Genomic DNA, 12,574 nt, shown 5'->3' on the forward strand with positions numbered 1-12,574 from the left:
GAGTGCCGGTGGCCCGCCCCTGCAGCCTGGGAACGCCTCCCTGGAGTGCTTCGCACTCTTTATTCCTCGCTCTCAAACGAGGGAATGTCCTGTTACCAGTGCCCAGTGACTCACTAGCATGGAATTTCTATCGCTTCCCTACGCACTTTTCTTTCTGAGCGTCCTCGGCGTTTACTGGTCAGTTCAGCAACAGCAATGGCGCTTGTGGCTGATTCTGTGCGCCAGTTTGGCTTTCTACGCTTCCCTGCAAATTCAGTACATCCCGCTGCTGCTGGTCAGCATTTTAATTAACTTCCGCTTGGGACGGGAGCTGGCAATTCTCGGCCCGGCTTCTCCCTCATCTACCTCACAAGAAGAGAGAATTAGAGTGAGAAGACCGCCCCTGCGGAAACCGGCGAGAAACAAGCGCCTCTCCGAGGGCGACTTGCTGGTGGCTGAGCAGCACTGGAATCGCCGGCGTCTGGCTGTTTTGTGCCTGGGGATTTTCCTGAATGTGGCGCTGCTGCTGGGGTTTAAGTATGTGCCCTTCCTGCTGTCCACAGTCGGGCAGCTGCTGAACTTGCCGCCGGCGCAAGAAAGCGCCAGCTGGTTCAAAGAAAATGTCCTGGCTCCCTTGGGCCTGAGCTTTTTCTCATTTGAGTGTGTCGCCTACTTAATAGACGTTTATCGGGGCGCACCGGCAAGCAAAGACTTTATCACCTTTGCCGCCTACAAATTCTTCTTTCCCAAGCTAATTTCCGGGCCGATTACCCGCTACCAATATTTTACCACACAGCTGGAAGGATTGCAATTTCCCACTCCCGATCAGCTGACCGAGGGACTTTGGCTGATTGCCAGCGGGGCGGTGAAAAAGGGGTTGCTGGCGGATAATTTGGGCCGGTTTGTCAGTGTCAGCTTTGAGAGTTTGCAGCGAGCCGGCAGCCAGGATATTTGGCTGGCCACTGTCGCGTATGGCTTGCAGCTGTATTTAGATTTCAGCGGCTATGTCGATATTGCCCGGGGCTGTGCGATGCTGCTGGGACTGAACCTGCCGGAAAATTTTGACTTCCCCTATTTTAGCACAAGCATTGCTGATTTTTGGCGCAGGTGGCACATGACTTTGGGGGATTGGCTGCGCAATTATTTGTATTTTCCTCTCGGCGGATCTCGCCAGGGGTTGAAGCGAACTTGCGTGAATTTGCTCATCGTAATGCTCGTGGCGGGGATTTGGCACGGTGCGGCTTGGGGATTTATTGTTTGGGGATTGCTGCACGGTGCCGCTTTGGTGGCTCACCGGCTCACAGAAGCGCTCTCCACTCGCGTCAGCGCCCTCAAAATCTGGTGGGAAAGCATTCCCGGTGTGGTGATGGCGTGGGCGCTGACTCAGGGGATGGTGTTTACTTCTTGGATTTGCTTCCGACTTCCTAATTTGAAAGATTCTGGTTGGGCGCTTTTGCACTTGTGGGGGCACGCAGCCGATCCGCAGTTCGCTCAAAAGGTGTATGTGGAGGGATTTGGTTTGCAGCGATTCCAGATGGCGTTGCTGCTGGAGGCAATAGTTGCGGCGATGGCGGTGTCTTTTGTGCTGCATCGCGGTTTGAAGTTGGAGCTGAATTCCCCTCTGAAGATTTTGCTCGTGCCGGTGTGCTTTTTCGCGGTTTGGCTGCTCGCTCCTGAGGGTACGCCGCCGTTTATTTACTTTGATTTTTAGCTCTCAATTGGCGAGTTTACAGGTATATTGCGCAAGTCGCGGGGCTAAGAAACCCGGTTTCTTAAAGAAACCGGGTTTCTGGCATCTGAAATATTTTCCAATCCAAAATCCCAAATCCAAAATCCAAAATTGATATTATAGCAGTAGCCAGTTAGATTAGGACACGCTCGATACGACGTATAGACGTAGGGCAGGCGTCTCGCCTGCCCTCAAAGTCTCTGGGACAGGCGAGACGCCTGTCCTACGTCCTAACCAATATGACTGCTGCTATGTATCCTACGGCGAGCCAGGAGACGGTCACGCACTCCTTCTGGGTCACACCGGGCTTCATTTTGCTTGCGGATTTCCTCCGCACGCTGTTGCCGGTGCTGCAAATACGCTTCAACCTCGTGCCGGTGCCGCAAGTAGAAACCAATCACAGCCATCAGCGAGATTCAAGGCGGGGTATTGATAGGCAATTTCCTCAGCGGTTGCGCCTTGATTGAAAGCAAATACAACTGTATCGAGAGTCACTCGCGTTCCGCCGGCTCGCACTGCGCCATCAGGACTCACTGCTAGGGGAATTGGGCCGGCTGCAATAGAAAGGGTCATCGCATTCTGGTTCTCGGTGATTCGTTTTCTATTATAGCAATAGACACTTAGGTTAGGACGTAGGACAGGCGTCTCGCCTGTCCCTATCCCTACTAGCAAGTGAGATGCCTTGTCCATTACTGAGCTGTCTATTGCTATATAAGGGCAGGCGCGGGGGCACTGCCCTTACTGTTGAAATGAAGGGCAAAGAAGGTAAAGTAAGAAAGCCGGTGTTTGCTTTCGATTTACTCGTGCGTCGTGCCATCCGGCATGATTGCGCCGGTGAGCTTTGCATCCTTCAGGTTTGCTCCTGCCAGGTTTGCTCCCTTCAGGTTAGCTTTTTCCAAGTTTGCACCTTCCAGATTTACGCCACGAAGGTCTGCGGAACTGAGGTTAGCCCCACTGAAGTTGGTTCTGATGAGGTTGACTCCGCAGAAATTGACCCCGCTCATGTTTTGCCCACTCAGGTTTGCTCCACAAAGGTTTACCGTCAGCCAACTTATCCCAGTCAGGTTAGCGCCACTTAGGTTTGCTTCCTCAAAGTTGGCTTTACTCAGCTTCGCTTCACTCAGGTCTGCCCCTGTTAGGTTAGCTTTTCCTAGGTTTGTCTGGAATAAGTTGGCACTACTCAGGTTTGCCGCAGTTAGGTTCGCAAAATTCAGCTTGGCTTCCCTTAAGTTGGCTTGACTCAGATTCGCCTGAATAAGTCTTGCCTCCTGCAATTGGGCACTGGTTAGGTTTGCCCCACTCAGGTTGGCTTCAATCAAGTCCGCTCTGTACAGGATCGTCCCACTCAGGTTTGCCCCTTGCAGGTTGGCCCCAGTCAGGTTTACTTGACGCAGGTCAGCACCGGCTAGGTTTGCATTTTCCAGTGAAGCGCAAGGGCCAATCCAAGAGGCACCGGCTTGAACCGGGTCAAAATCCTCAGGGAATACAGTCTCTGCGCTGTAAATCGATTGTTGGAAGTTGGCTCCCTCAAGGTTTGCCCCTTCCAGATTTGCCTCCAGCAAGCTGGCATTACTCAGATTGGCATTACTCAAGTCTGCCCCGCTCAGCTTTGCTTTCCTCAAGCATCCCCCAGTCACGTTGGCTCCATTGAGGTTTGCCTCACTCAAGTCTGCCGATGGCAGATTGGCTCCGATTAGATTTGCCTTTCTGAGTTTGGCCTTTCCTAGCTTGGCCTGAAGCAGTCTTGCTTGACGCAAGTCTGCATGGCTTAGGTTTGCCTCACTCAGGTTTGTGCTGTTCAACCCTGCCTTACAGAGTTCAGCGCCCCTGAGATTTGCACCGCTCAGGTTGAGCTGGCCCAAGGATTTCCCTCTCAGATTCAATCCCGCCAGGTTAATCCCACTAAAGTCCCGCTCTCCCTTCTCATACCGGCTGAAAAACTCCTCCGCACTAACCGCCGGCTCCTGACTTTCCTCAACAACCTCCTCCGCATCTCCCTCAACATCCCCACCACCGGCACTCCCTGCATCCTGAGCCGGTTTCACCGATTGTTGGCGGATTTGCTCCTCCAGGCGCTCGATACCCAGCCTCACGCTCTCCTCATCACCGGCACTCCCAAACGCCACATCGTTCTTACTTGCCGGTTCCTTAAAAGTGCCGGCACTCTCCAGCGAACCGCTCCCACTTCCTGCGACATTAACCCCCTCTTGCAGTTTCGCAATCTCCCCTCTCAAACTTTCCAGCTCCTGCGCAAAATTTGCCGGCGGTGTCTCTCCCCACCGGCTATTAAATCTGTCCGTCAGGACATCCAGCCGAAATTCCAGCTCCGCAATCGATTTCTTCAAAGCGATTTGCTGGGTTTCCAGCTGCAAAACCCTCGTTGCCAGGGACGCCACCTCGCGCTCTAAGTCAGACATCTTCTTCTAATCTCTTGCCGGTCACACTGATTCCCTCTGATCTTCTCACGTTTGGGGAGCGGGGAAAACCAGATTCCCAAATCCGGCTAATCACTCCTGCAATTGCCCGCCCTAACCGGCTTTATTTCTCCAGCGTCCGAATTTATTCTGCCGGCGCACCGGCAACCGCCCATCACTCGCCTACCGGCAATCCAGCCAATCACTCTCTCAACCCTCTCCCAAAGAGTCATGCAGCTGCCGGTGCTATAGCATTTCTCATATTAGTGAGGGACTGAAAAACCCGGTTACTTCGGCGAAACCGGGTTTCTGGCACGTCCTTCATCCAACTGCGAACCGCTATATATAAAACAGTACCCACCTTCAGGCCGGAAAAATCTACCCAAAGGAAGAGTGCGAACACCGGCAGAGTAACGCCAATTTTTCACCGCGCTATCCCACTTGCAGAGCCGCTACCCTTCAGGCACAGGCGTGTTGATAGTGCGCATCCACCCAGCAGCGCGGTAGCGCCTCCCCAGAAGGGAACATCAGTTCCGATTTGAGGTAGCTTTCCGGCTCTTGCATTTCTTCCCCTGCGTGCGACCGTGCGGTAATATAAGACTTGCACGGATCGTACATATCTTCCAGCGCCATCACTTCTAACAAATCGCAATTTTTTTTGTGCATTAAAAACATACTGTCTCCTTTGTTACCAAAAACCGACTCTATTTTTCTGGTAGCACAGATTTCCCCGGCCATGTGTTAGGAATTGTAAAGAAAATCGAGGTGAGCTTTACGCCATCTACCTCCAGACATACTGATACAGATTCCGTTGAATGACCTATCAAAACAAACAAGCCCCCGCGAGGGGGCGTCTTGCTTTTGTGCTGAATGATTTGCCGAAAGTGATAAGATTAGAACTGCCGGCGCTTTTCTGGGAGCTAAACCATATAGGAGCACCAGTCGCTCCAGCTGCCGGCATAGAGTTTGCCGGTGGGGATGCCGGCGATTTCTAGGGACAGCAGGTTGACGCAGGCTGTGACGCCGGAACCGCAGTAGACCATGATTTCCTCAGCTCCCTCCAAGTCTTTCCACCGCAGTTTTTGCTCGGATGCCGGTCGCACATTGCCCTGTGCGTCGGTGACTTCTTGCCAGAAGTAATTTACCGCTCCGGGAATGTGACCGGCAATGGGGTCAATTGGCTCTCGCTCGCCCCGGTAGCGGTCAGGCTCACGCGAATCCACCAGCGCCACTCCCGCCAAGTCTTTGCGGGCTCTCACATATTCGATATCCACCACTCGCTCCGGTTGCAGTTGGGGCGCAAAGTTCCCTCTCTCCGCCACCGGCACTTCCGCCGTTACGGGATACCCAGCCTTTTGCCAGCCGGTGAACCCCCCATCGAGCACGGCAACTCGGTCGTGTCCCAGGTGGCGCAGCAGCCACCACAGCCGCGCGGCGAAGGCCAACCGCGAATTGTCGTATGCAACAACCAGCGTTTCTTGGAAATTCACCCCGATGCCGGCGAGTGTCTCCGCCAGCTGAGCCGGATCGGGCCAGGGGTGACGCCCTCCGTGCCGGCTGACCGAACCGGAAAGATGCCGGTCTAAATCCAGATAGAAAGCTCCGGGAATGTGACTGTCGCTGTATTGGTTCTGGCCCAATTGCGGGTCGGCCAGGGAAAAGCGGCAATCGACGATGGCCACTTGCGGGTCATTGAGGTGTTGGGACAGCCACTGGAGGGAAACGACGCTATCTGTATTAGTCATGGGCAGCAGATGAAATCAACATGGCCATCCTACCCTCCGGGCACCCAACCGTTTTGTAAAATTTTGTTAACGCTTCCCACTTTTCCGTGCTAGTAAGCTACGCTAGTGAGCAACTGAGCTAAAGGCTGCTCTCCCCCCATTGGGGAACGGGACAGAGGTTAGTTCAGAGAAAAAAACGGGGACATTAGTCGTGTCCCCCCAAAAAAAACAAATAATACTTATAATCTACCATGAACTCGATAACTCAGTCAAATATCTCTAGCTCAGCAAATCAGTGGATTTTCGAGTCGAGCGCTTTTCCTCTCAACCTGGTCAACGCCGTCAAGGCCATTCTAGAGGATGTGGCCGAAAAGATTGAAGAAGTGCGAGTCATGGCGCACAATAAGTGCCCCTGGGCCCTGTACCTCAGCAAATCGGGCCACCGGTGCGCCCAGTTCATCGCCCGACGAAAATTCTCCGGACTTCATTTGAGCCTCTTGCTTGACGGCGCTATTATAACAGATTTGGCAACCGGCGAGCAGTATAGCGCCACCCCCCACAGCTGTACCTGCGATGACTTTATCAACTGGCACTGCGCCACCGGCGACAAATGCGAGCACATCATAAAGCTGGAGGAGCACACGGCTGAGTTAGTCCCAGCTGAAGCTGAAGCCCTCCCACCGGCACCGGCAGCGCCACAGGAGCGCGTTGAAATCGATTTAAACGACTTGCCGGCTAGCTGTGAGGCCATAGAGGCCACGGGCTGGGACGGATCTGCCCACCGGCAGTATTGGGTTTTTGCCGCAGACGAGAGCCGAAACACTCGCAGCAAGCGGGACATCGGGCGGATTTCCGAATGGCGCACCGGCACTGACATTCTAGCATATGTTCCAGACCAAATTGCCGGCGGGCGAAAGTTCAGCACCACTTTTGATGCCGTCGCCTTCCTGATGTACCGCTGCGGATTGCAGCCGTGTCGCCGCTGGACAGGAGAGTTTATCGAGCCAGAGGAAAAAGTATCGCCCGATCGGGATGAGGATTTGGACTATCACCTCAGTCCAGGAGATCGCCTCCCGCCCAGAAGGGCGTGGTCTGAAGGCTCGGAATATATGGACGATGACGGCTGTATTCCGTGGTGATTCCCATCCCGGGAGCATCCCCGTTGTGCAAAGAAGCCCAAATGAATGCGACAATGATTTCAGCAGGGGGTAGGAGCGGATGATTTTTGGCCAGCGAATCTTTGGAAACGGGATTGAAACATTCCCATCCCTGCCGGCACTGTCTCGTCGTCGGGTGCGGCTCCCTTGTGGGACGCACCTTATTCGGGGCGAGTTGCTGCTGCTTTCTGGGCGTATTCTAAATTGCTGCGGTATTCGCCGGCTTTTTTCTGCGCCAGGGCATAATTGGCACTTGATGCCGGCACCGCTTCCATCAGCGCTATCGCTTCCCGCCACTGACCGGCAACCAAATTCCAGTCTAACTTTGATTTGGCGGATTGAGTCAGCTGAGCCGCAATTGTCGCTTTATTAACCGCTTCTCGGAAGGCGTCAGGCTGTGGGGAAGACTCTGGGGAAGACTCTGGGGAAGACTCTGGGGAAGCTGTGCCGGCTGCCGGTCGGGAGGCTGCCGGTACAGACATAGCTTGCCGGATTTCTGGCAATTTTGCCAGCCCCCAACTGCCCGCAACACCCAACACAACTAGCAGCGATACCAGTGCGATTTTAGATGGCTTTGGCAGCTTTTGCGAATAGCTGGGAGCCGGTTTGACTGTCTGCGGCGGATTTGCCTTTCCTTTTTTAACCCGGGTCAGCCCCATCTCTCCCCGCAGCCGGTCAAGTTCTATATCTGTAGTGTCCACCGGCTTCTTGCCTGCCTGCCGGTGGGGTGCCAGTTTCGATTTGCGGGTCAAATGCCGGCGCACCAAAAATTCTACTTGGTAGAGATACGCCGCGCACAGCCACCAAATCGCTGGGGCTAGGTTGGATAGCCAAAACTCATAACTAGCGAACTCCGTCTCCCACATTTCCATGCAGGAATTTAACTGCCTCGGGTTTTGATAGTAACAGCTATCGAGCGGGAAGAACGGCACAAAAATTATGATAAGTGCTAGAGAGGAGAGCAGCATCACCGTTGGGGCGTAGAAGCCTTCCCACAAGCTTCTGGGGCTGGGCACCCCTGCCAGCCATCCTGGGGGCGAATTGCCAAATAGGAAGTGGTGAGTGTAGGAAAAGACCAGTGCGGACACCAGCAAAGCGATTCCCATAAACTTGAGCAATGGAACCGGATCGTCTGCCAGTACCGACACAAATAAGCCGGCAAAGAACCCCCAAAAGCCGGCAATTCTCAGAACAATCGCCATCCACAGAATTAAAGCGCATGTCCTCAGCCACGAGCTGGGATAGGGAAACCATGCTGGCCATTGGGATTTGCCGGTTCGCTCTGCCTTCTGTTCTGGTTTGTGTTCCATAATAGCTGCTCCTGATGGACTGTTACCCCAATCGCGGGAACGCAGTGCCAGCCCTGACTGCCAACCTTCCGCGCAGTTCCCTGACTTTATTGAGTTTCTATAAGAATAGTAGCACAATTGTTATAAAAATCAATAAAAATGGCAGCGCTGCCCCACCGGCATCCGGGCGCGGCTGCGGCATAATAGAAGAGGCGATCGCACCGGCATCCCTCACAACCATGCCTCCCACCGGCACCCTCACCCCCGAACAAACCGCAGACGGCTCTTTCACCTTTTTCTCGGCTGAATTTGGCGAAACCTTTCACTCTGTCCACGGAGCGCGACAGGAAGCGGAACTCAAATTTGTCGAGCCAACCGGCCTAGCACTGAAAGCTTTGCAGCCGGCAGTGCGAATCCTTGACATTTGTTATGGATTGGGGTATAATACAGCGGCAGCTCTCGCAACCATTTGGTCTGTAAATCCAGACTGCCGCGTCGAATGGGTGGGGCTTGAGCTAGACCCAGCCGTGCCCGAAGCGGCGATTGCCCACCACCTGCTCGACAGCTCACCGGCACCTATCCCCCAGCTCTTGACAGAACTGGCACAATCAGCAGAAATTCACACAGACCGGCTCGCCGCCCAGTTGCTTATTGGCGACGCCCGAGAAACTATTAGAGAAGTGTGCCAGTCTGGTTTCCAGGCAGACGCCCTTTTTCTAGACCCCTTTTCCCCGCCAACTTGCCCGCAGCTGTGGACCGTGGAATTTCTGGGGCTGGCCGGCCAATGCCTGAAGGCAGACGGGGTTTTGGCCACCTATTCCTGCTCGGCAGCTGTCCGCGCCGCCCTGATGGAGGCCGGGTTGCGGGTGGGCAGCAGCCCGCCGGTGGGCCGCCGGTCGCCCGGGACAGTGGCCAGTCTCACCGCCGCCGGCCTGCCGGCACTCTCGCCCCAAGAACAGGAGCACTTGCGGACTCGCGCCGCTATCCCCTACCGCGATCCGCAACTGCGCGACTCCGCTGAGGCCATTGTGCGCCGGCGCAAACAAGAGCAGCAGGCGTCCTCCCTGGAACCCACCTCCCACTGGAAAAAGCGCTGGCTCAACCGCGCCTTTTCCCCAGCGCAGACTGCCGGTGAAAATGTTACCGAAAGTTAAGAAATTGCTCCGCCACCGCAAAATTGTGCCAGTTTAGAATTAAATGAGTGGGAAATAGGGAGTGTTCCTTCAAGAGCGGCGGGCAGTTCAGACCGGCAAACTCCTCGATCCTTCTAACGCCTGTACGGCTAAAGCTTGTGCGCTGCTCCCCGGTTCCCCACAGAGAAGCTAAAAAAAATGTTAAAACCATATAAACAGACTTTCAAAGGCATAATTATCTGAGCCCGGATTTTGATGTATCAAGTACCTCTAGAGTTTGCAAAGCAAGGTGTGCCAGCGTGAGCTTCCTCGATTCAGAACAGCCAAAAGTTCTTGTTGTGGACGATCATCCAGCCAGCCGAATGACAGCTGTTGCCCTGCTGTCGGTGGAGGGCTACGACGTATTTGAAGCGGAAAGTGGGCCAGCAGCGCTCAACAGCATCGGCGAAACCAGTCCCGACGTGATTCTGCTGGACGTGATGATGCCGGGGATGGACGGGTTTGAGGTGTGCCGGCGTCTCAAGCAGGACGAACAGACGCGCTTGATTCCAGTGATATTTATAACGGCGCTCAATGACCGGCGATCGCGCATCAAAGGGATTGAGGTGGGAGGGGATGATTTTCTCACCAAACCCTTTGACCACCTGGAACTCGCCGCCCGGGTGAAATCGCTGGTGCGCCAGAAGCGCCTCAACGAAGACCTCGACCACGCCGAGCGCGTCCTGTTTTCCATCGCCCGCGCCGTGGAGAGCCGAGATCCCAACACCGGCGACCACTGCGAGCGCTTGGTGCAGCTGGGAAAGGCATTTGGGGAGTTCCTCGACCTGTCCCGCGCCGAAATTCGCACCCTGATGTGGGGGGGCTATCTCCACGATATCGGCAAAATCGGCGTTCCAGACGCAGTGCTGCTCAAGCGGGGCAGTTTAACCCCAGAAGAGTGGCAGATCATGAAGCAGCATGTGATCGTCGGGCAGCAGATCTGCCAGCCCCTGCGCACCATGCGCAGTGTGCTCCCCATCATTCGCCACCACCACGAGCGCTGGGACGGCACCGGCTATCCCGACGGGTTGGCCGGCTCGGAGATTCCCTACCTGGCGACGGTTTTTCAAATTATTGATATCTACGACGCCCTGATCAGCGAGCGCCCCTACAAACCGGCCTTCACGGTTGAGGAAGCTCTGGAGACGATCGCTGCCGAAACCAGAAAGGGCTGGCGCAATCCCAAACTGGCAGAGCAGTTTACGGAATTTATCCGCACCGCCGGCATTGAGCTGCCCCAGCCGGTGCCGGAGTCTTGCGAGCTGCCCCAAGTCGGTGCCTGGCGGGGGTGATAGGGCTTGTGTCAATTTTAGGTGGGGCACCGGACACAGCGCATGGATGTGAGATCTGTATCTGCAATCTAAAATTGACTCGCTGATGTTTGCTGCTGGTTCAAAAAACCGGAGGGTGAGGGCGCAATCGCGATATACTCCTTTCGGAGAGACTAGCGCAAAATAAAGAATGGTAGCGGTAGCGATTCTAGCAGCTGGGCGCGGCACGCGCATGAAATCTGACCTGCCCAAGGTCTTGCACCCTCTGGGAGGGAGAACTCTGGTGGAGCGAGTTCTCAACAGTTGTCTTTCGATTCAACCGTCCAGGCGGTTTGCAATTGTCGGGTATGGCAGTCATCTGGTAAGAGACGCTTTGCAGTCTGCAGCCGGTCTGGAGTTTGTGGAGCAAAAACAGCAGCTGGGCACGGGGCACGCTGTCCAGCAACTCCTGCCTCATCTGGAGGGGTTTGAGGGCGATTTGCTGGTTTTGAATGGGGATGTGCCCCTGCTGCGGGCCCCAACAATTAAATTGCTTCTGGAAACTCACAGAGAACATCAAAATGCAGCCACTCTGCTCACGGCTCACCTGCCCAACCCTCAGGGCTACGGGCGGGTGTTTTGCGACGGGAATAATATTCTCAAACAAATTGTTGAGGACAGGGACTGCACCCAAGCTCAGAAGCAAAATAGACGCATTAATGCCGGTGTTTACTGCTTTAACTGGCCGGCTTTGGCTGAGGTTCTGCCACAACTAAAGGCGGAAAATGACCAGCAGGAATATTATTTGACCGATGCGGTGAACTACCTCAAGCCGGTGATGGTGGTGGATGTGGAGGACTATCAGGAAATTCTCGGCATCAATGACCGCAAGCAACTGGCTTCAGCTTACCAGATATTGCAAACTAGAATTAAGGATGACTGGATGGCTGCCGGTGTGACTTTAATCGATCCCGACAGCACTACAATTGACGATACGGTGCGCTTACAGCCGGATGTGGTAATTGAACCGCAGACGCACTTGCGCGGCAATACCTCGATTGGGGCTGGCTGTCGCATAGGTCCCGGCAGTTTGATTGAAGATAGTCAAATTGGGGATAAGGTGACGGTACTCTATTCTGTAGTGTCGGACAGTACGGTGGCTGGCGGGACTCGAATTGGCCCCTACGCCCACCTGCGAGGGCATGCTGTGGTGGGCGAGAACTGCCGGTTGGGGAATTTTGTGGAGATTAAAAATAGCACCCTGGGCGATAAAACGAATGTGTCTCATTTGTCTTATTTGGGAGATGCTACTGTGGGCAACCGGGTTAATATTGGTGCGGGGACGATTACTGCCAATTATGATGGGGTGAATAAGCACGCGACGCAGATTGGGGACAATACTAAGGTGGGGTCTAATAGTGTTTTGGTTGCGCCGGTGACTCTGGAGGAAGGTGTTACGGTGGCGGCGGGTTCTGTGGTGACGGAGGATGTGCCGGCGGATTCTCTGGTTATTGCTCGCGCCCGTCAGGCAGTTAAGCCCGGTTGGCGCATGAAACAGAAGCCGGATGACTCATCTGAACCGGCAAATCCCAGCTGAAGAAGCGCCTGGATTGTCTTTGAGGTGGGGAGAAACCAATTGAGGGCAGGCGAGACGCCTGCCCTACGCCTAGATTTCCCAGCTGTAGGGTGGGTTGCCCTCTTAGGGCAACCCACCTCCCCAAGGCGCAATAGAAATACAGAGAAACTCTGAACAATTTCCCCCAAAGGGGTTGACAGCACCGGCACCTTGTTATATATTGGTAGTGTGGGAATCTGTGCCGGCATATAAGGTCGTGTTTGCGCCGGTTCGTAGTTGGGCTT

Annotated in this window: 11 protein-coding genes; 6 read left to right on the top strand and 5 right to left on the bottom strand. The window is 54.6% G+C overall.

Annotation, left to right across the window (positions count from 1 at the left end):
• Positions 1-118: 118 nt before the first annotated feature.
• Complete coding sequence (locus tag OSC10802_RS0103725) at positions 119-1,690, top strand: MBOAT family O-acyltransferase (protein ID WP_017715446.1); 1,572 nt, start codon at positions 119-121, stop codon at positions 1,688-1,690.
• A gap of 381 nt (positions 1,691-2,071) precedes the next feature.
• Here the strand turns inward: OSC10802_RS0103725 and OSC10802_RS54005 are convergent, their stop codons facing one another.
• Both OSC10802_RS54005 and OSC10802_RS38580 read right to left on the bottom strand, forming a co-directional pair.
• A complete protein-coding gene (locus OSC10802_RS54005; protein WP_232731613.1) occupies positions 2,072-2,398 on the bottom strand; it encodes a DUF433 domain-containing protein in 327 nt (108 codons plus the stop codon).
• 107 nt (positions 2,399-2,505) lie between these two features.
• Entirely contained in the window at positions 2,506-4,125 is a 1,620-nt protein-coding gene (locus tag OSC10802_RS38580; RefSeq protein ID WP_017715447.1) for a pentapeptide repeat-containing protein, read from the bottom strand.
• 14 nt (positions 4,126-4,139) lie between these two features.
• Between OSC10802_RS38580 and OSC10802_RS48745 the strand changes: the two genes are divergently transcribed.
• Positions 4,140-4,400 (top strand): hypothetical protein, encoded by a 261-nt coding sequence (locus OSC10802_RS48745; protein ID WP_155967364.1) that lies wholly within the window; start codon positions 4,140-4,142, stop codon positions 4,398-4,400.
• A gap of 181 nt (positions 4,401-4,581) precedes the next feature.
• On the opposite strand, the gene OSC10802_RS0103745 is transcribed toward OSC10802_RS48745, so the two are convergent.
• Positions 4,582-4,788, bottom strand: coding sequence for an acetyltransferase (locus OSC10802_RS0103745; RefSeq protein ID WP_232731614.1), 207 nt, complete (start codon positions 4,786-4,788; stop codon positions 4,582-4,584).
• Between the two features lie 254 nt (positions 4,789-5,042).
• On the bottom strand, positions 5,043-5,867 hold the full coding sequence (locus OSC10802_RS0103750) for a sulfurtransferase (RefSeq protein ID WP_017715449.1): 825 nt from the start codon (positions 5,865-5,867) through the stop codon (positions 5,043-5,045).
• Between the two features lie 230 nt (positions 5,868-6,097).
• On the opposite strand from OSC10802_RS0103750, the gene OSC10802_RS0103755 reads away from it, so the two are divergent.
• Positions 6,098-6,985 carry a hypothetical protein gene (locus OSC10802_RS0103755; RefSeq protein WP_017715450.1) on the top strand — a complete coding sequence of 296 codons (888 nt, stop codon included), beginning with the start codon at positions 6,098-6,100 and terminating at the stop codon, positions 6,983-6,985.
• 179 nt (positions 6,986-7,164) lie between these two features.
• On the opposite strand, the gene OSC10802_RS0103760 is transcribed toward OSC10802_RS0103755, so the two are convergent.
• Positions 7,165-8,313: a hypothetical protein gene (locus OSC10802_RS0103760; RefSeq protein WP_026098139.1), complete on the bottom strand. Its 1,149-nt coding sequence runs from the start codon at positions 8,311-8,313 to the stop codon at positions 7,165-7,167.
• Positions 8,314-8,531: 218 nt separating this feature from the next.
• Here OSC10802_RS0103760 and OSC10802_RS38585 point away from each other — a divergent pair, with 218 nt between their 5' ends.
• From OSC10802_RS38585 to glmU, 3 genes are all read left to right on the top strand, one after another.
• Positions 8,532-9,446 carry a tRNA (5-methylaminomethyl-2-thiouridine)(34)-methyltransferase MnmD gene (locus OSC10802_RS38585; protein ID WP_044170395.1) on the top strand — a complete coding sequence of 305 codons (915 nt, stop codon included), beginning with the start codon at positions 8,532-8,534 and terminating at the stop codon, positions 9,444-9,446.
• A gap of 278 nt (positions 9,447-9,724) precedes the next feature.
• A complete protein-coding gene (locus tag OSC10802_RS38590) occupies positions 9,725-10,756 on the top strand; it encodes a response regulator (RefSeq protein WP_082218235.1) in 1,032 nt (343 codons plus the stop codon).
• Positions 10,757-10,925: 169 nt separating this feature from the next.
• Positions 10,926-12,311 (top strand): bifunctional UDP-N-acetylglucosamine diphosphorylase/glucosamine-1-phosphate N-acetyltransferase GlmU, encoded by a 1,386-nt coding sequence (gene glmU, locus OSC10802_RS0103780; protein ID WP_017715454.1) that lies wholly within the window; start codon positions 10,926-10,928, stop codon positions 12,309-12,311.
• Positions 12,312-12,574: the final 263 nt, after the last annotated feature.

Origin of the sequence: Kamptonema formosum PCC 10802 (assembly GCF_000332335.1) — a bacterium.
GTDB lineage: Bacteria > Cyanobacteriota > Cyanobacteriia > Cyanobacteriales > Oscillatoriaceae > Oscillatoria.